General features: G+C 69.7%; 17 protein-coding genes. 12 read left to right on the forward strand and 5 right to left on the reverse strand.

Annotated features, from left to right (window positions below; all coding sequences use genetic code 11):
- Position 1 precedes the first annotated feature (1 nt).
- From QM597_RS05765 to QM597_RS05775, 3 genes are read right to left on the reverse strand one after another with little or no spacing between them, the layout of a single operon-like run.
- Positions 2–901 carry an RNA polymerase sigma-70 factor gene (locus tag QM597_RS05765; protein WP_415003916.1) on the reverse strand — a complete coding sequence of 300 codons (900 nt, stop codon included), beginning with the start codon at positions 899–901 and terminating at the stop codon, positions 2–4.
- A complete protein-coding gene (locus QM597_RS05770; RefSeq protein WP_415003917.1) occupies positions 894–1,949 on the reverse strand; it encodes an NAD(P)/FAD-dependent oxidoreductase in 1,056 nt (351 codons plus the stop codon). Before QM597_RS05770 ends, QM597_RS05765 begins: the two co-directional genes overlap by 8 nt.
- A gap of 57 nt (positions 1,950–2,006) precedes the next feature.
- Positions 2,007–3,308 (reverse strand): DNA polymerase IV, encoded by a 1,302-nt coding sequence (locus QM597_RS05775; protein WP_415003918.1) that lies wholly within the window; start codon positions 3,306–3,308, stop codon positions 2,007–2,009.
- Between the two features lie 150 nt (positions 3,309–3,458).
- Between QM597_RS05775 and QM597_RS05780 the strand changes: the two genes are divergently transcribed.
- On the forward strand, positions 3,459–4,496 hold the full coding sequence (locus tag QM597_RS05780; RefSeq protein ID WP_415003919.1) for a DUF4192 domain-containing protein: 1,038 nt from the start codon (positions 3,459–3,461) through the stop codon (positions 4,494–4,496).
- A 46-nt stretch (positions 4,497–4,542) separates the two neighbouring features.
- Positions 4,543–5,967 carry an RNA polymerase sigma factor gene (locus QM597_RS05785; RefSeq protein ID WP_415003920.1) on the forward strand — a complete coding sequence of 475 codons (1,425 nt, stop codon included), beginning with the start codon at positions 4,543–4,545 and terminating at the stop codon, positions 5,965–5,967.
- Between the two features lie 207 nt (positions 5,968–6,174).
- Here the strand turns inward: QM597_RS05785 and QM597_RS05790 are convergent, their stop codons facing one another.
- Positions 6,175–6,405 carry a hypothetical protein gene (locus tag QM597_RS05790; protein ID WP_415003939.1) on the reverse strand — a complete coding sequence of 77 codons (231 nt, stop codon included), beginning with the start codon at positions 6,403–6,405 and terminating at the stop codon, positions 6,175–6,177.
- A 225-nt stretch (positions 6,406–6,630) separates the two neighbouring features.
- Between QM597_RS05790 and QM597_RS05795 the strand changes: the two genes are divergently transcribed.
- On the forward strand, positions 6,631–8,649 hold the full coding sequence (locus QM597_RS05795) for a DNA gyrase/topoisomerase IV subunit B (protein ID WP_415003940.1): 2,019 nt from the start codon (positions 6,631–6,633) through the stop codon (positions 8,647–8,649).
- A gap of 133 nt (positions 8,650–8,782) precedes the next feature.
- Here the strand turns inward: QM597_RS05795 and QM597_RS05800 are convergent, their stop codons facing one another.
- Positions 8,783–10,021, reverse strand: coding sequence for a DUF349 domain-containing protein (locus QM597_RS05800; RefSeq protein ID WP_415003921.1), 1,239 nt, complete (start codon positions 10,019–10,021; stop codon positions 8,783–8,785).
- A gap of 63 nt (positions 10,022–10,084) precedes the next feature.
- Between QM597_RS05800 and QM597_RS05805 the strand changes: the two genes are divergently transcribed.
- From QM597_RS05805 to QM597_RS05845, 9 genes are all read left to right on the forward strand, one after another.
- Complete coding sequence (locus QM597_RS05805) at positions 10,085–10,807, forward strand: MBL fold metallo-hydrolase (RefSeq protein WP_415003922.1); 723 nt, start codon at positions 10,085–10,087, stop codon at positions 10,805–10,807.
- A complete protein-coding gene (hisS, locus tag QM597_RS05810; protein WP_415003923.1) occupies positions 10,807–12,147 on the forward strand; it encodes a histidine--tRNA ligase in 1,341 nt (446 codons plus the stop codon). Before QM597_RS05805 ends, hisS begins: the two co-directional genes overlap by 1 nt.
- A complete protein-coding gene (gene aspS, locus QM597_RS05815) occupies positions 12,144–13,940 on the forward strand; it encodes an aspartate--tRNA ligase (RefSeq protein WP_415003924.1) in 1,797 nt (598 codons plus the stop codon). The genes hisS and aspS overlap by 4 nt, the downstream gene beginning before the upstream one ends.
- Positions 13,941–14,029: 89 nt before the next feature.
- Positions 14,030–15,385 (forward strand): replication-associated recombination protein A, encoded by a 1,356-nt coding sequence (locus QM597_RS05820; RefSeq protein ID WP_415003925.1) that lies wholly within the window; start codon positions 14,030–14,032, stop codon positions 15,383–15,385.
- 85 nt (positions 15,386–15,470) lie between these two features.
- Positions 15,471–16,667, forward strand: coding sequence for a cysteine desulfurase family protein (locus tag QM597_RS05825; RefSeq protein ID WP_415003926.1), 1,197 nt, complete (start codon positions 15,471–15,473; stop codon positions 16,665–16,667).
- On the forward strand, positions 16,664–17,770 hold the full coding sequence (gene mnmA, locus QM597_RS05830; RefSeq protein ID WP_415003927.1) for a tRNA 2-thiouridine(34) synthase MnmA: 1,107 nt from the start codon (positions 16,664–16,666) through the stop codon (positions 17,768–17,770). The genes QM597_RS05825 and mnmA overlap by 4 nt, the downstream gene beginning before the upstream one ends.
- Positions 17,771–18,047: 277 nt before the next feature.
- On the forward strand, positions 18,048–18,986 hold the full coding sequence (locus tag QM597_RS05835; protein WP_415003928.1) for a methionine synthase: 939 nt from the start codon (positions 18,048–18,050) through the stop codon (positions 18,984–18,986).
- Positions 18,987–19,148: 162 nt separating this feature from the next.
- Entirely contained in the window at positions 19,149–21,476 is a 2,328-nt protein-coding gene (gene ligA, locus QM597_RS05840) for an NAD-dependent DNA ligase LigA (protein WP_415003929.1), read from the forward strand.
- Positions 21,477–21,566: 90 nt separating this feature from the next.
- Positions 21,567–22,019 carry a hypothetical protein gene (locus QM597_RS05845; RefSeq protein WP_415003930.1) on the forward strand — a complete coding sequence of 151 codons (453 nt, stop codon included), beginning with the start codon at positions 21,567–21,569 and terminating at the stop codon, positions 22,017–22,019.
- The last annotated feature ends 7 nt before the right edge of the window (positions 22,020–22,026 follow it).

The following is a 22,026-nucleotide window of genomic DNA, read 5'->3' on the forward strand; positions in this document are numbered from 1 at the left end:
GTCAGATCGGGTCCGTTCGCGTGAGGCGGCGAGGTTCATGGATCGCCGCGAGTTTGTCTGGATTGCGGATCGCGTAGTAGCGCTGAATCAGCCCGCCTGAGACCTCGAACACGAGCACGGTGTCGAGTCTTCCTTCGCGGTACAGGAGCACCCCCGGCAGCCCGTTGCAGTTCATCACCTGTAGGTCGGGGTCCATCGGGTTGGTACGGGCGATGCCGATCGAGAACCGTGCCACGGCCTCGCGGCCCACCACCGGACGCCGGGCTGCGGACATCTTGCCGCCGCCGTCGGACATCTGCACGACATCGGGTGCGAGCACCTCCATGAGTCGGTTCACGTCGCCGCTGATGGTGGCCCACAGGAAGGCACCGACGACCTCGCGCACCTCCTCGCTGTCCGGCTCGAAACGCTGGCGCCGGGCCGTGACATGCGAGCGTGCCCGGTGGGCGATCTGCCGGACCGCCGCCTCGGACTTGTCGACGATCCGGGCGATCTCGGTGAACCGGTAGCCGAACACCTCGTGCAGCACGAAAACCGCCCGCTCGGCCGGACTGAGGGACTCCAGAACCAGCAGCATCGCCAGCGACACCGATTCGGCAAGGAGCACGTCGTCGGCGATGTCGGGCACGGTCTGGACCGGCTCGGGCAGCCAGTTGCCGATGTAGTCCTCGCGCCGCCGCTGAACCGTACGGAGGTGGTTCAGCGCCATCCGGGTGACGATGCGGACGAGGTAGGCGCGGGGGTTCTCGACGGTGGACAGATCGACGTCGGCCCAGCGCACCCAGGCCTCCTGGAGCACGTCTTCGGCGTCGGCGACCGTGCCCAGCATCTCGTAGGCGACGGTGAACAGCAGCGGCCGGTGGTCGGTGAACGCTTCGGCGGCGGTCCGCGATTCAGTCACGGTCGCCTCCTCGCGCGTCGAAGCGGAGACGGGCGAGCGTGCCGCGGCAGACGGCCTCCTTGGCGAGCGCGCCCGCGCGGCCGGTGAGTGCCGGGCCGCGCGGGGTGTCGTCGCGGCGAACAGGTTGGACGAGTCCGTCGGCGCGGCCGAGCGAGACGCACTGAGCAGTGAACGCGACCCGGATCGGCTCCGGGGCACGTCCGTCGATCCGCCGCAGTACGGTGTCAGCGGCCGCGACGCCGAGCGGGAAGGCAGCCTGGCAACTCGGCCGCAGACCCCCGGCGAGGCGACTCGGGGGAGCGGCGGCATCCCCGGTGGCGGCGATCCGAGGATCGTCGATGCAGGTCAGCGTATTGTCGGTCAGGATCCGGCCGAGGTCGTCGACCGGCAGGCCGCTGTCGGAGGCCAGGCTCGGGGCGCGCTCGCCGGTCGCCCAGACGAGGCAGCCGGAGTCCGGGGTCTCGGTAACGACCTCGACGCCGAGTCGGTCGAAGGTCCGTGCGATACGGCGGCGCGCTCGGTCCGGCAGCCCGGCAGCCACCTGGCGGGCCGCGAGCCGGACGGCGAGACGGGGATGCGCCTCGGCGATCTCGGTGACGGCCTCGATGCCGGTGAGTCCGCCACCGACAACGGTGACCGTGGAGCCGGGGTCGAGCAAGTGCAGCCGGTCGCGCAGCGCGCGGGCGCGGGCGAGGTCGCCGACGGCATAGCCCTCCGGGGTGTCCAGCGCCTGCGGAATGCCACCGACCGCGACGATGCAGTGGTCGAAGGCGATGTCACTGCCCCCTTCGAGCCGGACGCGGCCGTCAACGATCCGTTCGGCCGCCGCGATCCGCAGACGCACCTCCGGCCGCAGCAGGTCCTGTAGCGGCTCCGTCGCATCGTGGCCGGTTGCGGCCATCTGGTGCAGGCGGATGCGCTCGACGAAGACCTCGCGTGGGTTGACGAGGGTCACGCGGACACGGTCGCCCCCGCGCCGAGCAAGCCGGTTGGCGGCCGTGACACCGGCATAGCCTGCGCCGATCACGACGATGTGGTCGGTGCTCATACATGGATCTCCTGTCGTTGGTGTCCATGTGACACCGACCAGGGCCGAAGTGTGACATCACGTGCCGACTGCGCTGCGGTGGGACAGGGACGGGTCGTCGACGGGGAAGGTCTTGATCGGGCCGGAGGGGGTCTGCCGGGTCTCGAAGCGCACGGTGACCAGGCCGCTGCCGGTGCCCCACACCCAGCCGTCGCCGTGCTCGCCATGATGGACGTCCTGGCCCGGATACCAGCCGCGACGACGGTGCTCGCGGCGCGCCGACGGCTCCGGAGGCGTCGCGTCGTCGGCGTCGTCGGCCGTGAACAGGTCGTCTTGGACCCAGTCGGCCAGGCCGCTGACTCCCACGCCGAGCAGGCGCAGGCCGCCGCCGATGTCCTCGCTGTCGAGCAGTCGCCGCGCCGTCGCGGCGAGCACCCGAGGGTTGTCGGTGGGACCGGCGAGCGTCGTGGAGCGGGTGTGCGTCTCGAAGTCGTGATAGCGGACCTTGAGGGTGACGGTGCGCCCGGACAGGCCGTGTCTGCGCATGCGCCCGGCGACCTGACGGGCCATCTGCTCGGCGATGCCGCCGAGTTCGGCGCGGTCGACCAGATTGGTCTCGAAGGTGTCCTCGACGCTGACCGACTTGGTCTCCCGGTCAGCCTCGATCGGCCGGTTGTCCTCGGCCCGCGCCAGCCGGTACAGCGAGGCCGCCGACGAGGTGCCCAGGTGCGCGGCCAGCTCGTCGACCGAGAAGCGGCGCAGGTCCTCGACCGTCTCGACCCCGAGGCGTCGCAGCCGGTCGGTGGTGGCCGGGCCGACGCCGGGGATGGCGCGCACCGGCATCGGGCCGAGCAGCGCGGCCTCGGTGCCCGGCTCCACGATGAAGACGCCGTCGGGCTTGTTGATCTCGCTGGCGATCTTCGCCATGAGCTTGCTGGAGGCCACACCGACCGAGGCGGTCAGGCCGTCGGTCAGCCGGGTCACATCGGCCCGCAGCTCGGCGACGAGGTCGCCGAGCTGGTCCGGGTCGAAGCCGTCACCTGCGGCGAGGTCCACGAAGGCCTCGTCCAGCGACATCGGCTGGACCAGCGGCGATAGTTCGCGCAGCCGGGCCATGACGATGCCGCTGGCGTCGCGGTAGGCGTCGAAGCGCCCGCAGAGGTAGGCGGCGTGGGGGCAGCGGGCGCGGGCCTCGGTGGTGCTCATGGCCGAGCGGATGCCGAAGCGGCGGGCCTCGTAGGAGGCCGTGGCGACCACGCCGCGCGCCCCGACGCCGCCCACGACGACCGGTTTGCCGCGCAGGGAGGGCTTGTCGCGCTGCTCGACCGAGGCGTAGAAGGCATCGAGATCCAGGTGCAGGATCGAGGCCGTCGCACGCATAGGCCCATCGTGCCAGTCGGTACGGACGCTTCAGCGGCCATCGGAGGCGATGCGGAGCTTTTCCACAGATTCCAAATGCCAGCGTTTTCTTCGTCCACAGGCCCCGAACGCGGGGGAGCGCAACGGCCGGTCGCGGGCGAGGGTCGGGGCATGACTCATTTCGCCACTGACACCTCGCTGCCCGTCTTCACCGCCCACGATGTCGGCGATGTCCTCGCCGCAGTGCCGACCTTTTTCGGCTTCACGCCGGCGGACTCCTTCGTGGCGCTCGCCGCTTCGGGGCCGCGCCACCGCTTCGGCTTCCGGATGCGCTTCGATCTCGTCGACGGCATCGACGTGGGCCACGCGGCCGCACTCGTGGCCCATCACCTCGGCCGTAACAGGGCCGACGGCGCGATCCTGCTCGCCTTGACGCCGCACCGTCGCCTGGGCGAGGCCATGTGCCGGGCCGCCCTGGCGGCGCTGCCGGCGCAGATCGAGCCGGTCGTCGTCGCGTGGGCCGACGGCACGCACTACTGGGAGCCGGTGCCCGGCTTCCCGGCCGAGGGGATCGGCTACGAGATGTCGCCGCATCACCTCGCCGTGGTCCAGGCGGTCATGGCCGGCCAGGAGATCGTGGCCGACCGGGAGACGCTCGCGGCGCGCTTTGCGGGCTGCTCCGGATCGGTCGCCGCAGCGATGTCGGCGGTCGTCGGCGAGGAGTTGCCGCGTGTGGTGAGCGCCTTCGGGGCGTGTGCGACCGACGACGATCTGGTCGGCACGGCGCTGGCCGATCTCGATCCGATCTTCGCGGTGGCGCTGGCCGACGGCGAGCGCCTGTCGGACCGCCAGGTCGCGGTGGCCTCGTTGTGGCTCGCGTCGGCGGCCGTGCGTGACGAGGTGTGCTCGCGCATCGATCGTGACCATGCCCGTGACTGGCTGCGCCTCATGGTCGATCTCGCCGGCCGCGTCGTGCCGCCCTTCGAGCCTTCGGTACTGAGCCTTGCGGGATTCGCGGCCTGGATGGTCGGAGACGGTGCCCAGGCGTTGATCGCCTTGGATCGTGCGATCCGTGCCGATCCGGATCACCGCCTGACCCGGTTGCTGCGGGAGGTCGTCGCGCGGGGCATCTCGCCCGACGAGTACCAGCGCCGGTGTGCCGGTGACGCCGGCCTTGTCTCGGCATGGCAGACTGGTTCCAGAGGTTGACCAGAGCTCTCTTTGTTGCGCCCTTGAACCGCCCGAGAGGTGAATCGTGCCGGTGAATCCTGCGGCTTCAGCCGTCAAGAAGGTGAGTCGGCTGATCCCGAAGGGCCGTAAGGATGCCGACGGAACGCCAACCACCACCCCGTCCAGCTCGACACCGGAAGACACCGTGACGAAAACCCCCTCCGCTTCGCCTGCGAGCACCACCACCAAGGCCGCGACCGCGAAGAAGGTGCCCGCCAAGAAGGCTCCGGCAAAGAAGGCCGCCCCCGCCGCAAAGAAGGCCGCCGCGAAGAAGGTGCCCGCCAAGAAGTCTCCGGCCAAGAAGGCCGCAGCGGTGGAGGAGTCGGTGTCGGTGGAGATCACCGAGACCGAGGTCGTCCTCACCCAGGGCGAGGTCATCGTCGACAAGGATGGCAAGAAGGTCCTGCCGGACATCTCCGACGAGGAGTTCGTCAAGGACGTCAAGAACGATCCGACGCTCAAGGAGGACGAGCAGTCCGCGTTTACGCTGAGCGCGGCCGACGAGTCCGACGAGCCGGTCCAGCAGGTCATGGTCGCCGGTGCCACCGCCGACCCGGTCAAGGACTACCTCAAGCAGATCGGCAAAGTCTCGCTGCTGACCGCCGGTGAGGAGGTCGAACTCGCCAAGCGGATCGAGGCCGGCCTGTTCGCCGAGGAGAAGCTGGCCGCAGGCGGTCGCATCTCGGAGAAGATGCGCGAGGAGCTGAACTGGATCGTCGCCGACGGTCGCCGTGCCAAGAACCACCTGCTCGAGGCCAACCTGCGTCTGGTCGTCTCGCTGGCCAAGCGGTACACGGGCCGCGGCATGCTGTTCCTGGACCTGATCCAGGAGGGCAACCTCGGCCTGATCCGTGCGGTCGAGAAGTTCGACTACACCAAGGGCTTCAAGTTCTCGACGTATGCGACGTGGTGGATCCGCCAGGCGATCACCCGCGCGATGGCCGACCAGGCGCGTACGATCCGCATCCCGGTGCACATGGTCGAGGTCATCAACAAGCTCGCTCGTGTGCAGCGTCAGATGCTGCAGGACCTCGGCCGTGAGCCGACTCCGGAGGAGCTGGCCAAGGAACTCGACATGACCCCCGAGAAGGTCGTCGAGGTGCAGAAGTACGGCCGCGAGCCGATCAGCCTGCACACGCCGCTCGGCGAGGACGGCGACAGCGAGTTCGGCGACCTGATCGAGGACTCCGAGGCGATCGTCCCGGCCGACGCGGTCTCGTTCACGCTGTTGCAGGAGCAGTTGCACGCGGTGCTCGACACGCTCAGCGAGCGCGAGTCGGGTGTGGTCTCGATGCGTTTCGGCCTGACCGACGGCCAGCCCAAGACGCTCGACGAGATCGGCAAGGTCTACGGCGTCACCCGTGAGCGCATCCGCCAGATCGAGTCCAAGACGATGAGCAAGCTGCGTCACCCGTCCCGCTCGCAGGTCCTGCGCGACTACCTGGACTGATCCTCTCGTCAGGTCCCTGAGGTGCGAGCTTGCGAGCCTCGAAGGGACCTGACGACGGCGCGCTGTCGGGGTCATTTCGAGGTGTGCTGCGCGGGTCCTGAGGTGCCGCGAGGAACGAGCGGCCTCGAAGGGCGCACCTCAATGACCGGGTAAGGACGCCGAGGCACCCCGGTCCGTCACGGACCGGGGTGCCTCGATATCGGTGCGTCAGACCTCGCCGTCGGCGGCAGTCGCCGGGGTCGCGGCCAGGCGGCCGGACTCGTCGTGGATGGTCGCCTCGAGGTCGCGCAGCTTCTCCTCGTGGGCGCGCGCGTGGTGGGCGCAGAACAGCAGTTCCAGTCCGCTGGCGAGTTCGACGCGGACGTAGGCCTGCGCTCCGCACCGGTCGCAGCGGTCGGTGGCGTTGAGCGTGGGACGTTCTGCAAGTGCCGTCACGATGACCTACTTCCTGTCTCGGTGGGGAGCGGCGCTCCCGCAAGCCTCCAACATCCAACCATGAACGGGCATTCCATATGCCCGCCAGTGACCTACCTCACGTCGCTCTCCTCTGTGATATCGCGTCGCGGCGTCCGGTGAGTCGTGCCACGGGGGAAAGGCGTGTCGGGGCCGGTTCGTGTCGGTGGGCGTCGATACGCTGGCGAGGCCGCAGTCAGACCGAGGAGGATCCCCATCAGTACCTACGACGCCCGCAATCTGCTCGTCCTCGAAGGTCTCGAGGCGGTGCGCAAGCGTCCGGGTATGTACATCGGGTCCACCGACACCCGCGGCCTCATGCACTGTCTCTGGGAGATCATCGACAACGCCGTCGATGAGGCGCTGGCGGGCTTCGGCGAGCGCATCGAGGTCATCTTGCATGCCGACGGCTCGGTCGAGGTGCGCGACAACGCCCGCGGCATCCCGGTCGACATCGAGCCGAAGACCGGGCTGACCGGAGTCGAGGTCGTCTTCACCAAACTGCACGCCGGCGGCAAGTTCGGCGGCGGGGCGTACAACGCCTCCGGCGGACTGCACGGCGTGGGTGCGTCGGTCGTCAACGCGCTGTCGGAGCGGCTGCAGGTGGAGGTCGACAAGGGCGGGGCCACCTGGGCGATGGCGTTTCGCCGGGGCGAGGCCGAAGGCCCTCTGACCAAGGTCGGCAAGGTCGCCAAGGCGCGCACCGGCACGCGGGTGCGCTACTGGGCCGACCCGCAGATCTTCATCAAGGGTGCGGCGTTCTCGCGCGAGGATCTCGTCCGGAGGGCACGGCAGACCTCCTTCCTCGTGCCCGGCCTGGAGATCGTCATCCGCGACGAGCGCGGCGAGGAGGTCGTCGAGGAGTCCTTCAAGCATGACGGTGGTATCGCGGAGTTCGTGGAGTTCCTGGCACCCGACGAGCCGGTCACGACCGTCCTGCGGCTCCAGGGGGAGGGATCGTTCACCGAGACCGTGCCCATGCTCGACGACGCCGGTCACATGACCCCGCAGGACGTCGACCGCACGCTCGGCGTCGACATCGCGCTGCGCTGGGGCACGGGTTACGAGACCGATGTGCGCTCTTTCGTCAACATCATCGCCACCCCCAAGGGCGGCACCCACATCCAGGGCTTCGAGCGCGGCCTGACCCGCACCGTCAACGAGGTGCTGCGCACGACGCGCCTGCTCAAATCCGGCGACCCCGACATCATCAAGGACGACGCGCTGGAGGGTCTGACGGCGGTCGTCACCGTGCGGTTGGCCGAGCCGCAGTTCGAGGGACAGACCAAGGAGGTGCTGGGTACGCCCGCCGTCACCCGCATCGTCCAGAAGGTCGTGGCATCGCAGCTGAAGGACTTCCTCACCTCCACTAAGACCGCAGAGCGCGCGGCGGCGCGCCTGGTCATGGAGAAGGTCGTCGGTGCCTCCCGCACGCGCCTGCTCGCACGCCAGCAGCGTGACACGCAGCGGCGCAAGAACGCCCTCGAATCCAGCGCCCTGCCGGCCAAGTTGGCCGACTGCCGCAGCACCGACCTGGACCGCACTGAGCTGTTCATCGTCGAGGGCGACTCCGCCCTGGGCACCGCCAAGAGTGCGCGCGACTCGGCCTTTCAGGCGCTGCTGCCGATCCGCGGCAAGATCCTCAACGTTCAGAAGGCATCCGTCGGCGACATGCTCAAGAACGCCGAGTGTTCCTCGATCATCCAGGTCGTCGGTGCCGGCTCCGGCCGCACCTTCGACCTCGACGCCGCGCGATACGGCCGCATCATCTTCATGGCCGACGCCGACTCCGACGGCGCACACATCCGCTGCCTGCTCGCCACGCTGTTCTTCCGGTACATGCGCCCGCTCGTGGAGGCCGGGCGGGTGTACTCGGCCGTGCCTCCGCTGCACCGCATCGAACTGTCACAGCCCAAGAAGGGGCAGCCGAAATACCGCTACACCTACACCGACGACGAACTGCAGCGGGCGCTGGCCGAACTGCGCAAGAAGAACGTCTCCTGGAAGGACCCGGTGCAGCGCTACAAGGGCCTTGGCGAGATGGACGCCGACCAGTTGGCCGAGACCACGATGGACCCGCGCCACCGCACGCTGCGCCGCCTGACCGTCGACGACGCCGAGGAAGCCAGCGAGGTCTTTGAACTGCTCATGGGTGCCGAGGTGGCCCCGCGCAAGGAGTTCCTCGTCCAGGGTGCCTACGAACTCGACCGGGACCGCATCGACGTGTGAGGGCTTCGCCCGCGGATGGAACTCGGTCCCTGAGGTGCGAGCGAAGCGAGCCTCGAAGGGACCTGCGGGCGCAGGTTCGAGGCTTCGGCCGCAAGCGGCCTACGCACCTCACAGCGCCTATCCGCGCACGTTCTCAGGAGAAGTCGGCCTGGGCCTTCTGGGCCATCTCCAGGAAGGAGCGGTTGCTGGCGAGCTTGGCGGTGAGGTCCTTGACCTTCTTGGCATCGCCGGCGGCCTCGGCCTTGGTCAGCGCCTCCTCGGTCTCGGTGATGGCGCGCTCCAGCTTGCCGATCATGTCGTCGGCGCGGGCGGATTTCTCCGGATCGGTGCGCTTCCACTCCCGGTCCCCGGCCGAACGGATCGCCTGCTCGACCTTGCGCAGCCGGCCCTCCAGCTCCTGGATACGGGCGCGCGGCACCTTGCCGGCGGCTTCCCACCGGTCGGCGATGTCGTGCCAGGATTTGCGCGCGGCCTCCAGATCGGTGATCGGCAGGAGCGCCTCGGCCTCGACGAGGATCTGCTCCTTGACCACGGCATTCGCCTCGAACTCCGCATCGAGGGCCTGATTGGCTTCGTCCCGTGCAGCGAAGAAGACGTCCTGAGCGGCGCGGAACCGCTTCCACAGCTTGTCCTCGACGTGACGCGGTGCGGCACCGGCGGCCTTCCAGCGCGCCATGAGGTCGCGGTAGGCACCCGCCGTGGCACCCCAGTCGGTCGAGGTCGAGAGCGCCTCGGCCTCGGCGATGAGCTTCTCCTTGGCCTTCTTGGCCTCGGCCCGCTTGCTGTCCTGTTCGGCGAAGAACGTCTTGCGCTGACGCATGAAAGCCGTGCGGGCGGCACTGAAGCGATGCCACAGCGCATCGTCGGCCGACTTCGACAGGCGCGGTAGCGCCTTCCACTCGTCGAGCAGGGCGCTGAGCCGTTCGCCGCCCTTGCGGTAGTCGTGACCGGCCGCGATGGCCTCGGCTTCGCCGACGATGGCGGTCTTGCGCTCCCCGGCTGCGGCGACCTCCGCCTCGCGCGCCGCCTTGCGCTCCTCGCGCGCCTTCTCGATCTGCGGTGCCAGCGCCGTCAGGCGGGCCTCCAGGGAGGCCAGGTCGCCGAGGGCCGCCGCACCGGTGACGTTCTCGCGGGCCTTGTCGAGCGCCTTCACCGCATCCGAGGGCGACAGGGCACCGGAGGCGAGGCGCTTCTCCAACAACTCGACCTCGGTCTCCAAGGCGGCGAAGCGGCGCTCGTAGAAGGCGATGGCCTCGGCCGGTTCGGAGCCGGTGGCCCACTGGCCGATGAAGCGTTCGCCGTCGGCGGTACGCAGATGGACGTTGCCCTCGTCATCGACGCGGCCCCAGGGATGCTCAGCGGCGGTGGTCATGGCCGACAGTCTAGGAGGATGCGTCCGCAGAGACGACCGGCGCACTCGCGTAACCTGTCCGACGTGCTGCTCACGTCCTTCCCCGCCGGTCCGCTCCAGGCGAACTGCTATCTCGTCGCCCGTGAGGCCGGAGCGGGGTGTGCGGTCGTCGATCCAGGGATGGGAGCTATCGACGGCGTCCGCGCCGTGGCCGCCGAGCACGACCTGACGCCGCAAGCCGTGCTCATCACCCACGGGCACTTCGACCACTTGTGGTGCGCGCAGGACGTCGCGCGCGAGTGGGACTGTCCGGTGTGGATCCATCCGGCCGACCGGCACCTGTTGAGCGACCCGATGGCTGCGATCTCGAACGAGTCCGCCGCGATGTTGCGCGCCCAGCTCGACCTCGGCGATCTGCCGGAGTTCACCGAGCCGGCGGACGTGCGCGATGCCGTCGACGGGGCGCGCTTCACGGTCGACGGCATCGAGTTCACCGTCGATCACGTTCCGGGGCACACGCCGGGGACGTTGTTCTACCGGATCGACTACCCAGACGCCGAGGATGTCTCCCAGGTGATGTTCTCCGGCGACTTCCTCTTCGCCGGGTCCATCGGCCGGACCGATCTGGTCGGCGGATCGCACTCGCGCATGATCGACAGCCTGCGCGAGCGGGTGCTCCCGCTACGCGACGACGTCGTGGTGCTGCCCGGCCACGGCCCGCAGACTTCCATCGGCCGCGAGCGCGTCACCAACCCGTATCTGGCCCAGCTTGTCGATGAGCACCGTATCGAAGGGAGCGACCTCTGATGGCGAAGCTCTCCGGCTTCCCCGAGTATTCGCCGCGCGAGCGCATCGTCGAGCAGGCCGTCCTCGACCACCTGCGGGCGACATTCGAGCTGCACGGCTTCGCCTCGGTCGAGACCCGCGCGGTCGAGCCGCTGGAGGTACTGCTGCGCAAGGGCGAGATCGACAAGGAGGTCTACGGCGTGCGCCGGCTGGCCGGCGACGGCGATGCCGACCTGGCCTTGCACTTCGACCTCACCGTCCCGTTCGCGCGGTACGTGACCGAGAACGCCGGCACCCTCGACTTCCCATTCCGCCGCTACCAGATCCAGAAGGTCTGGCGCGGGGAACGGCCGCAGCAGGGGCGCTTCCGCGAGTTCACGCAGGCCGACATCGACATCGTCGGGCGCGACACGCTGCCGTTCCATGCCGACGTCGAGGTCGCGCAGGTCATGGCCGAAGCGCTGGGCGGGCTGATGGGTCTCGTCGGCGGCGCGGGGGCGACGCTGCAGATCTCCAACCGCAAGGTGCTGGAGGGCTTCTACCTCGGCCTCGGGCTGGCCGAGCCCGCCGCAGTCATGCAGGTAGTCGACAAACTCGACAAGGTCAGTGCCGACAAGGTCCGGTCGATGCTGGCCGACATCGGCGTCGGCGAGGAGCAGGCCAGCGCGGTGCTCGCGCTGGCCGAGATCGTCACGACCGACACCTCGTTCGTCCAGCGCGTCGAAGCGCTCGGCGTCGAGCACGAGCTGCTGGCCGAGGGACTCGGCGAGCTGGCCGAGGTGGTCGGCTCGCTGGCCACGCCCGCGGGGGTCACCGTCACTGCCGACCTGCGCATCGCGCGCGGTCTGGACTACTACACCGGGACCGTCTTCGAGACCCGGCTGGCCGGCTACGAGAGCCTCGGTTCGATCTGCTCGGGCGGCCGTTACGAGAAGCTGGCCTCCGACAACCGCAGCACGTATCCGGGGGTGGGCATCTCGCTCGGCGTTTCCCGGTTCCTGGCCGCCCTCCTGGCCGACGGGCTGAGCGCCACCCGGTCGGTGCCGTCGGCGGTGCTGGTCGCGGTCACCGACGAGCAGCACCGCAGCGAGGCCGCCGAGGCCGCCCGTGCGCTGCGCGCTCGCGGCATCGCCAGCGAGATCGCGCCGAGTGCGGCGAAGTTCGGCAAGCAGATCCGTCACGCCGAGCGCCGCGGCATCCCCTTCGTCTGGTTCCCGGGCGACCCGCACACCGTCAAGGACATCCGCAGTGGCGAGCAGGTCGAGGCCGATCCCTCGGCCTGGACGCCGCCGGCCGGCGACCTGCGACCGCAGGTGCTCGCCACCCCTTCGTCATCGACACCCTCCGAGGAGAAGCAGTGATCCGCAACGCCACCGCCGCAAACCTGAACGCCGAGAGCATCGGCCGGCAGGTCACGCTCGCCGGATGGGTGGCCCGTCGCCGCGACCACGGTGGCGTGGCCTTCATCGACCTGCGCGAGGCCAGCGGCGTCGTGCAGGTGGTGGTGCGCGAGGACGTCGCCCACCAGTTGCGCGCCGAATACTGCCTCAAGGTCACCGGCACCGTGGAGCGCCGGCCGGAGGGCAACGAGAACCCGGCGATCCCGACCGGCGAGATCGAGGTCATCGCCGACGAGGTCGAGATCCTCAACGCCTCCGCGCCGCTGCCGTTCCCCATCGACGATGCTGCGTCACACGGGTCGGGCGAGGTCGGCGAGGAAGTCCGTCTCAAGCACCGCTACCTCGACCTGCGCCGCTCCGGCCCAGCCGCCGCGATTCGCCTGCGCTCCCAGGTCAACGCCGCCGCCCGCGCGGTGCTGGCCCGGCACGAGTTCGTCGAGGTGGAGACGCCGACGCTGACCCGCTCGACGCCCGAGGGTGCCCGCGACTTCCTCGTCCCGGCGCGGCTGCGTCCGGGCAGCTGGTACGCGCTGCCGCAGAGTCCGCAGCTGTTCAAGCAGCTGCTCATGGTCGGCGGCGTCGAGCGGTACTACCAGATCGCGCGCTGCTACCGCGACGAGGACTTCCGTGCCGACCGGCAGCCGGAGTTCACCCAGCTCGACATCGAGATGAGCTTCGTCGAGGCCGACGACGTCATGGCGCTGGCCGAGGAGATCTACGTCGAGCTGTGGAAACTCATCGGCGTCGACCTGCCCACGCCGTTCCCGCGCATCACCTACGCCGAGGCGATGGACAAGTACGGCTCGGACAAGCCCGACCTGCGCCTCGACCTGGAGTTGGTCGAGCTGACCGAGTACTTCACGGACACGCCGTTCCGGGTCTTCAAGGCCCCCTACGTCGGCGCGGTCGTGCACCCCGGCGGCGGCTCGCAGGCCCGCCGCACGCTCGACGCCTGGCAGGAGTGGGCGAAGCAGCGCGGTGCGCGCGGCCTCGCCTACGTGCTGGTCGGCGAGGACGGCACGCTTGGCGGCCCGGTCGCCAAGAACCTGTCCGACGCCGAGCGTGAGGGCCTGGTCGAGGCCGTCGGCGCGAAGCCCGGCGACGCGATCTACTTCGCCGCCGGAGCGCCCAAGGCCATGCGTCAGTTGCTCGGAGCCGCGCGGTTGGAGATCGGTCGCCGCGAGGGCCTGATCGACGAGTCGGCCTGGGCGTTCTGCTGGGTCGTTGACTGGCCGATGTTCGAGCCGGTCGACGAGCTGGACGCCGGCGATGTCGCGGTCGGCGGCGGCGAGTGGACGGCCGTGCATCACGCCTTCACCGCGCCGCAGGACCCGGCCACGCTCGCCACGCCCGGAGCCTCGCTGGCGCAGGCCTACGACATCGTCTGCAACGGCAACGAGATCGGCGGCGGTTCGATCCGTATCCACGCAGGCGACGTGCAGAAGCAGGTGTTCGCGATCATGGGCATTGACGAGACGCAGGCCACCGAGAAGTTCGGCTTCCTGCTCGACGCCTTCACCTACGGCGCACCGCCGCACGGCGGCATCGCCTTCGGCTGGGACCGCACGTGCGCCCTCCTATCAGGGGTGGACTCGATCCGTGAGGTCATCGCCTTCCCGAAGTCCGGCGGCGGCTACGACCCGCTGACCGCAGCGCCCGCGCCGATCACGCCCGGGCAGCGCGCCGAGGCCGGCGTCGACGCCACCCCCAAGACGAGCCGGACTTCTGAAGAGGTGCCGGTCTCCGAGGGGTGAGGTCGCGAACAGCTTCACCTCGAGGAGCGATCCCGGTCATGTTCGGCTGTCGTATGCGGGATGTCGGCGTCGGTCGATAGGCTCCGGGGGTGAGCGACGGCCTGTTCGAGATGCCTGCCGGTCCACGGCGAGATTCCGGCGGCTCGCTGGCCGGCAACCCGACGTCGAGCGCGCCGCTGGCGGTGCGGATGCGGCCGCAGACCATCGACGAACTGGTCGGCCAGCAGCATCTGCTTGCGCCCGGATCGCCGCTGCGCCAGGTGATCGAGGGCGATCAGCCGTTGACGATCCTCCTGTGGGGGCCGCCCGGCACCGGTAAGACCACGCTGGCGAGTCTCATCAGTAACCACACCGACCGCCGCTTCGTGGAGGTCTCGGCGGTCAGCGCGGGCGTCAAGGAGGTGCGCGAGGTGATCGCCGGGGCGCGGCAGGCGCTCGCCAACAGCGGCCGTGAGACGGTCCTGTTCGTCGATGAGGTGCACCGTTTCAGCAAGGCTCAGCAGGATGCGCTGCTGCCGGGCGTCGAGAACCGCTGGGTGAGCCTCGTCGCGGCCACCACGGAGAACCCGCACTTCAGTGTCATCTCACCATTACTGAGCCGGTCGCTGCTGCTGACCCTGGAGAGCCTCACCGACGACGACATCGCCACGCTGCTCGACCGTGCGGTCGGCGACGAGCGCGGCCTGGGCGGCACGGTGAGCGTGACCGAGGAGGCGCGCGACCACCTCGTGCGGCTCTCCGGTGGTGATGCGCGGCGGGCACTGACCTATCTGGAGGCAGCGGCCGGGGCGGCGCAGGCGCAGGGCAAGACCGAGATCGACGTGGAGGCCGCAGCGCTGGCGGTCGACAAAGCTGCGGTCCGCTACGACCGGCAGGGCGATCAGCACTACGACGTGGCCAGTGCGCTCATCAAGAGTGTGCGCGGCTCCGATGTCGACGCGGCGCTGCACTACCTGGCACGCATGGCCGAGGCGGGGGAGGACCCTCGGTTCATCGCTCGGCGTTTGATGATCTCGGCGAGTGAGGACATCGGTATGGCCGACCCGACCGCGCTGCCGACCGTCGTAGCCGCAGCGCAGGCGGTGGCGATGATCGGCTGGCCGGAGTCGCGCATCATCCTCGCCCAGGCGGTGATCCACCTGGCGCTCGCTCCGAAGTCGAACGCCGTGGTCGTGGCCATCGGCGCGGCCCAGGCCGATGTGACTGCGGGCAAGGCCGGTGCAGTGCCGCCGGCGCTGCGCGATGCCCATTATTCGGGCGCGAAGAAGCTCGGCCACGGTCACGACTACCGCTACGCCCACGACGACCCGCGTGGCGTGGTCGGGCAGCAGTACGCTCCGGACGAGGTCGACGGGACCGAGTACTACGCGCCGTCACGGCACGGCTTCGAGGGGAGCCTGCGCGAGCGCCTGGCCAAACTGCGCGCCATCCTGCGGGATCGCTGAACGGCGGGCGAAGCGCCCGCAGCCGGGTCACGCTCAACCAGGCAAAAACAACCGGACGCGCCCGTGGCCTTACGATGTCTTGGCCATGACCGACCTGCCTACGGCCTACCTCGACCACGCGGCCACCACGCCGATGGTGCCCGAGGCGATGGCCGCGTTGCGCGAGCAGATGGAGCGGACCGGCAATCCGTCTTCGCTGCACGGCTCGGGCCGCACGGCGCGGCGGGTCGTGGAGGAGTCGCGCGAACTGATTGCCGAGCGTCTCGGCGCGCGCCCCAGCGAGGTGATCTTTACCTCCGGCGGTACCGAAGCCAACAACCTCGCGATTAAGGGCCTGTTCTGGTCGCGCCGCGCTCAAGACCCGGCGCGCACCCGCTTGATCTTTAGTGCCATCGAGCACCATGCCCTGCTCGATCCTGTGCTATGGCTCGGCAAGCAGCAGGACGCCGGGGTCGTCACCACTGCTGTCGACCGTCACGGTGTGATTCGCGTCGATGAGTTGCAGGCTGCTGTCGAAGCCGACCCCGCGAGCGTCGCCGCGATCACCACGATGTGGGCCAATAACGAGATGGGGTCAGTGCAACCGATTGACGAGGTCGTTGCGCTGGCCCGTCAGCACGCAATCCCGGTGCATAGCGACGCGGTTCAAGCGGCCGGACATGTGCCCATTGACTTCGCGGCCAGCGGCCTCGATGCCATGACGGTCACCGCGCATAAACTCGGCGGCCCCGTCGGCGTCGGCGCTCTCGTCGCGGTGCGTGAGCTGGACCTGATGCCGCTGCTTCATGGTGGCGGCCAGGAGCGCGACGTGCGTTCGGGAACGCTCAGTGCGCCGCTCATCGCCGCCTTCGCAGCGGCCGTCGACCTCGCGGTGCGTCGCCGCGAGGCCGAGGCCGCGCGGCTGGAGGTGTTGCGGACGCGCCTGATAGACGGTATTGCGACGCTGCTGCCCGCTGCGGCCGTCAACGGTCCAGGCAGCCCGGCGGCCCGGCTGCCGCACATCGCCCACGTCACATTCCCTGGTTGTGACGGTGACGCGATGCTCATGCTCTTCGATGCCCACGGTGTCGAGGTCTCCACCGGCTCGGCCTGCACGGCGGGTGTGCCGCAGCCGAGCCATGTGCTGCTCGCGATGGGCTATGACGAGGAGGCGGCCAGCAGTTCACTGCGGTTCAGCCTCGGCCATACCACGACGGAGGCCGACATCGACCGTGCTCTGGCGGTGTTGCCGGAGGTCCATCAGCGCGCCCAGGCCGCTCGCACCGTGAGGCAGCGTCGATGAGCCGGCTCATCGCGGCGATGTCGGGCGGGGTCGACTCGGCCGTGGCCGCCGCGCGCGCGGTCGATGCCGGGCATGAGGTCACCGGGGTGCATCTGGCGCTGAGCCGTAACCCGCGGTCGTACCGCTCGGGTGCCCGCGGCTGCTGCTCCATCGAGGACTCGATGGATGCACGTCGCGCCGCCGACGCCATCGGCATCCCGTTCTACGTCTGGGATATGAGCGAGGAGTTCGCCGACGAGGTGGTCGAGGACTTCATCGCCGAGTATGAGGCCGGGCGTACTCCCAACCCCTGTCTGCGCTGCAACGAGAAGATCAAGTTCGCCGCAGTGCTGGACCGGGCGCTCGCGCTGGGCTTCGACGGCGTGGTCACCGGGCATTACGCGCAGGTACGCGAGGGTGGCGGCGGCCTGGTGGAGATGCACCGCGCGGTCGACATGGCCAAGGATCAGTCGTATGTGCTCGGTGTGCTGACGCAGGACCAACTGCGGCGCTCGTACTTCCCGCTCGGCGGATCGACCAAGCCCGATGTTCGGCTCGAGGCCGAGGCGCGCGGCATCCAGGTCGCGAGCAAGCCCGACAGCCACGACATCTGCTTCGTCGCCGACGGCGACAACGCCGGCTGGCTCACCGAAAAGCTGGGACCGAAGCCAGGAGTGATTGTGGACGAGTCCGGCCAGGTGTTGCGCGAGCACGACGGTGCCTACGCGTTCACCATCGGCCAGCGGCGCGGCCTGCGGCTCGGCGTTCCCGCCGACGACGGCAAGCCGCGCTTCGTGCTCGACATCGAGCCGGTGTCCGGCACGGTCACTGTCGGCCCGCGCGAGCGGCTGCTGGTCGACGCGCTCGACGGGATCAAGCCGCTGTGGTGCACCGACGTGCCGACGGGGGAGTTGGACTGCACGGTGCAGTTGCGCGCCCACGGTAAGGAGCACCGCGCGCGGGTCCGGGTCGAAGCCGACGGCGTGCGGGTGGAGTTGCTCGACCCCGCCGAGGGTATCGCGCCCGGCCAGGCCTGCGTGATTTACGAGGGCACTCGGGTTGTCGGGTCGGCCACCATCGCCCGGACGCATGCGGCCGCGGCCGATTCTCACCTCCCTGTCTGAGGAGCGAAGGAGAAACGACTTCTCCCCGCAAGCGGGAGGGGGCACCACCTCGCAGGCGGTGCTTCGTCGTCATCGACGGGGGGTCAGACGGGACCGTTCAGCCCTCCCGTCTGCGCCGACGGGGTCCTGGGTTACGTCATGCGCGAGGACGGTTCGGGTCTTGCTGAGTGAGTGAACTGGCGTCGATGAGGTTTCTGCTTCACCTCTCGGTGTGGCGGGTGGGTCCGTTGAACGACCGCTCAAGTGTGTGCCTGGGAGCGTTGGGACAATGGTCCCCATGCGTGCCACAGGGATCGGATCTATGCCGGGCGACGACCTGGCAGGGTGGGCGAGATTCGTACTGGGGGAGATGGACCTCGCGTTCGTCCCCGAACTCCCGGCCCGTGGCGCGCACGCGGGCATGATCGGGCGTTCCCTGGCGGTGCTTGACGGGATGGACGCCGACCTGCAGCCGGCCGGATGGCGCGTCGGAGTCGGGTCGGGCGTCGACCACCGGCGGGCGCGCTCTCTGCTCGCCCAGGACCTCGATGCGGTCGAGGAGATCGGCCACGACTACGACGGCGTGCTCAAGCAGCAGGTCGCCGGTCCGTGGACGCTCGCGGCGACTGTCGAGACGCCGCGCGGCGAGAAGGTCCTGGCCGATCACGGTGCCCGGCGGGACCTGGCCGCCTGCCTCGCCGCTGGGCTAGCCGAGCAGATTGCCGACCTGCGGCGGCGCTTCGGCCGTGCCGCCGAGTTCATCGTCCAGATCGACGAACCTGCGCTGTCGGCCGTGCTGGCCGCCGCGATCCCGACGTCCAGCGGGTTCGGCCGCTACCGCACCATCGACGTCCCGGAGGCCGACGCTCACCTGCGTCTTGTCGCCGAGACCGCGCGAGAGGCGGGGGCCACGCCGGTCGTGCACTGCTGCGCGCCCGATGTTCCGGTCGCCCTGCTGCGCGGCGCGGGCTTCGCGGCCGTTGCCTTCGACCTCTCGCTGGTCGGCCCCGGCGACGCCTGGGCCGAGGCCGTCGAGCAGGGCCTGGGCCTGTGGCCGGGTTCGACCGACGCTCGCCGGATTGAGGAGTTCCTCGGCCGACTCGGCTTCGATATCGGCAGCGTCGGCAACCGGCTCGTCGTGACCCCGCCCTGCGGCCTCGCCGGTCGTACCCCCGCCGAGGCCCGCCGTGACCTGGAAGCCGCCCGCTCGGCCGCCCGTTCCCTCAGGAAAGGCTGATTTATTCGGGTTGTGTGCCGCCTGCCGGTCCCTGAGGTGCGAGCGCAGCGCACCTCGAAGGGACCAGAACCGTAGCTCATTTCGAGGCTCCGCTCGTTCCTCGCTACACACCTCAATGAGCGGCATCGACCTCTACATCAGCACGTCCCTAAACTGACTCAGGTGAGCGACAGTGCCGACGACACGACTCCTGCCACCCTCGCCGAGGCGCGCGCCGAGGCAGCCGAACTGATCGAGAAGATCGAGCAGGCCCGCGACGCCTACTACGGCCAGGACGCCTCGCTCGTCGACGATGCCACGTACGACGCCTGGATGCGCCGCCTGGAGGACGTCGAGGCGCGATTCCCCGAGCTTCAGGGCCAGGATTCGCCGACCCGGACCGTCGGTGCCCCCGCGCACTCCGACCTTGCGCCGGTCGAGCACGCCGAGCGCATGCTGAGCCTCGACAACGTTTTTTCCGCCGAGGAACTGTCGGCCTGGTGTGCCAAGACCCGCGAGGCCGCCGGGCGTGACGTCGCCTGGCTCACCGAGGCGAAGATCGACGGCCTGGCCATCGCGCTGCGCTATGAGCACGGCCGCCTCGTCACCGCCGCCACGCGCGGCGACGGCCGGGTCGGGGAGGAGGTCACCGTGAACGCGGTCTGCCTGCCCGGCGTGCCCCGGCAACTCGCCGGCGAGGGCCACCCGCCGCTGGTCGAGGTGCGCGGCGAGGTGTTCATCGCCGTGGCGGCGTTCGAGCGGCTCAACGCCTTCCAGGCCGAGCTGCGTGACCGCGTGATCGCCGAGGCGACTGAGCGCGGCGTCGATGCCGACAAGGCTGCCGCCAGTGCGGCGCGCCGCTTTCCCGCCTTCGCCAACCCTCGTAACGCCGCCAGCGGCGGCCTGCGCCAGCTGCTGCACAAGAAGGAAGGCCTGGAGCGCGAGGCCGGGCAGAAACGGCTGGAGTCGCTGTCGCTGTTCGTCCACGGCATCGGTGCCTGGGACAACCCCCCGGTTGCCGCGCAGAGCGAGGTCTACGAGTTGCTGGCCTCCTGGGGCCTGCCGACCAGCCCGCACACGCGGGTCCTGCCCGACGCCGCCGCCGTGGTGACGCGCGTCGAGGAGTTGGGGGCCGGCCGGCAGGCCATCGAGCACGAGATCGACGGGGTTGTGGTCAAGGTCGACGAGCTTGCTCTGCATCCCGAACTGGGCGAGACCAGCCGCGCCCCCCGTTGGGCCATCGCCTACAAATACCCGCCAGAGGAGGTCCACACGCGGCTCCTGGACATCGTCGTCTCCGTCGGGCGCACCGGCCGGGCCACCCCATTCGCGGTGATGGAGCCGGTGCGGGTCGCCGGCAGTGTCGTGCGCCAGGCGACCCTGCACAACAAGGACGTCGTGCGCGAGAAGGGCGTGCTCATTGGTGACACCATCGTGCTGCGCAAGGCCGGCGACGTCATCCCCGAAGTGCTCGGGCCGGTCGTCGAGCGCCGTGACGGCAGCGAGCGCGAGTTCGTCATGCCGGCCGGCTGCCCCGAGTGCGGCACCGAACTGCGCCCCATGAAAGAGGGCGACATCGACCTGCGCTGCCCCAACGCGCGCGCCTGCCCGGCCCAGGTGCGCGGCCGGGTCGAGCACATCGGCTCGCGCGGCGGCCTCGACATCGAGGGTCTCGGCGAGGTGTCGGCGACCGCGCTGACCCAGCCGCTGCGCCCCGCGACGCCGCCCCTGGTCACCGAGGCGGGACTGTTCTCGCTGCGGCCTGAGGACCTGTTCGGCATCGACCTGGAGGTCCGCGATCCGGAGACCGGATTGCCGAAGACCGACGACGCCGGGGCCACGACTATTCGTTCGCCCTTCCGCCGCCAGCGAAAGAAGGAGGACCCGCCGTTCGATCCCGACGGGCCGTTCGACGGCGACGAGACGCACATCCTGTCATCGGCGGCCTTCACGCTGCTCGACGAGCTCGACAAGGCCAAGACCAAGGATCTGTGGCGCCAGCTCGTCTCGCTCAACATCCGCCACGTCGGGCCGGTCGCCGCCCGTGCCCTCGCCCAGCACTTCGGCTCGCTGGCGGCCATCGCGGAGGCGAGCGTCGAGGAACTGTCTGCGGTCGACGGGGTCGGCGGCATCATCGCCGAGTCCTTCAAAGCCTGGCTGGAGGTCGACTGGCACCGCGAGATCATCGACGCCTGGCGTGCTGCCGGGGTGCGGTTTGCGATTCCTGACCATCCGGGGCCGGGTGCGGCGGCGCAGGCCGGGGGAGTCCTCGACGGGCTGACCATCGTCGTGACCGGATCGCTGGAGGGGCACACCCGCGACTCGGTGAAGGAGGCGATCGCCTCGCGCGGGGGCAAGGCGGCCGGCTCGGTGAGCAAGAAGACCGACTACGTGGTCGTGGGGGCCAATGCCGGCTCGAAGGCGGCCAAGGCCGAGGAGTTGGGCATCCGCATCCTCGACGAGGCCGACTTCGACCGACTGCTCGCCGAGGGACCCGCCGGGTTGGAGTGAGAGGTGGCCCGGAGGTCCGGCCTGGTAAAAGCCCGTCCGGGGTGACAAGTGGTGCCGAGGGGGCGGGGGAGCCATGATGTTCATATGAGTATGAGCGAGTCCGCTGCCCCACAGCCGCTACGTGGAACCGGGGTCATCCTCACGGTCGTCGCGCTCGCGTTCGTCGTGTCGGTCATCCACTACATCGACAACTACGTGAACTACGACGACTACCCGGTGCCGCCGGCGGACTCCTCGCTGCCGGTGGTCACCGACACGCTGATCGCCGCCGGTTGGTTTGTTTTCACGGCGTTCGGCGTTGTGGCGGTGGTCAGCCTGCTGCGCCGCCGCGTCATACCCACGGCCGTCGGTCTGGCCTTCTACTCGGTCAGCGGTCTCATCGGGATCGGCCACTACACGGTCCCTGGGTCCACGGACATGCCCTGGTGGCGTCAGGCCCATGTCGTCGCCGACATCGGCCTCGGGGCGGCTCTCCTGATACTTGCCTGGCTGGTGTTCTCGTGGAATCGTCCCAGGGTCGGCGCGGTGGAGGTACGAGGCTAGTAGTGTC

The sequence above is a fragment of the Aeromicrobium sp. genome (assembly GCF_047607065.1).
GTDB lineage: Bacteria > Actinomycetota > Actinomycetes > Propionibacteriales > Nocardioidaceae > Aeromicrobium.

Bases quoted from the DNA above. Each gene is read 5' to 3' on its own strand.
- hisS (WP_415003923.1), top strand. From the start codon at position 10,807: ATGGCGAAGCTCTCCGGCTTCCCCGAGTATTCGCCGCGCGAGCGCATC.
- QM597_RS05825 (WP_415003926.1), top strand. From the start codon at position 15,471: ATGACCGACCTGCCTACGGCCTACCTCGACCACGCGGCCACCACGCCG.
- QM597_RS05845 (WP_415003930.1), top strand. From the start codon at position 21,567: ATGAGCGAGTCCGCTGCCCCACAGCCGCTACGTGGAACCGGGGTCATC.
- QM597_RS05780 (WP_415003919.1), top strand. From the start codon at position 3,459: ATGACTCATTTCGCCACTGACACCTCGCTGCCCGTCTTCACCGCCCAC.
- QM597_RS05800 (WP_415003921.1), bottom strand. From the start codon at position 10,021: ATGACCACCGCCGCTGAGCATCCCTGGGGCCGCGTCGATGACGAGGGC.
- mnmA (WP_415003927.1), top strand. From the start codon at position 16,664: ATGAGCCGGCTCATCGCGGCGATGTCGGGCGGGGTCGACTCGGCCGTG.
- QM597_RS05775 (WP_415003918.1), bottom strand. From the start codon at position 3,308: ATGCGTGCGACGGCCTCGATCCTGCACCTGGATCTCGATGCCTTCTAC.
- QM597_RS05770 (WP_415003917.1), bottom strand. From the start codon at position 1,949: ATGAGCACCGACCACATCGTCGTGATCGGCGCAGGCTATGCCGGTGTC.
- QM597_RS05835 (WP_415003928.1), top strand. From the start codon at position 18,048: ATGCGTGCCACAGGGATCGGATCTATGCCGGGCGACGACCTGGCAGGG.